Annotated in this window: 3 tRNA genes; all 3 read right to left on the bottom strand. The window is 54.6% G+C overall.

Features of this window, described 5'->3' with window-relative positions:
• Window positions 1-15 precede the first annotated feature (15 nt).
• The 3 genes from OGY10_RS00030 to OGY10_RS00020 all read right to left on the bottom strand — a co-directional run bounded on the left by OGY10_RS00030 (window position 16) and on the right by OGY10_RS00020 (window position 315).
• Window positions 16-102, bottom strand: a tRNA-Leu gene (locus tag OGY10_RS00030).
• Between the two features lie 12 nt (window positions 103-114).
• A tRNA-Cys gene (locus OGY10_RS00025) sits at window positions 115-188 on the bottom strand.
• Between the two features lie 51 nt (window positions 189-239).
• Window positions 240-315, bottom strand: a tRNA-Gly gene (locus tag OGY10_RS00020).

Below are 315 nucleotides of genomic sequence, written 5' to 3'. Positions count from 1 at the left end.
TTCTGTTCTTTCCCATGGTACCCGGAGTGGGACTTGAACCCACACAGCGCGAACGCCGAGGGATTTTAAATCCCTTGTGTCTACCGATTCCACCATCCGGGCTCGGGAAGAAATTGGAGGCGCGTTCCGGAGTCGAACCGGACTAGACGGATTTGCAATCCGCTACATAACCGCTTTGCTAACGCGCCGAAATCTTCTGGCTTTACAGCCGACATCCGCTATTGCCGATGTCTTAAATTTGGAGCGGGAAACGAGACTCGAACTCGCGACCCCGACCTTGGCAAGGTCGTGCTCTACCAACTGAGCTATTCCCGC

The organism is Citrobacter sp. Cpo148 (assembly GCF_030332375.1).
GTDB lineage: Bacteria > Pseudomonadota > Gammaproteobacteria > Enterobacterales > Enterobacteriaceae > Citrobacter > Citrobacter portucalensis.
This window is presented reverse-complemented; position numbering and strand designations above follow the sequence as displayed.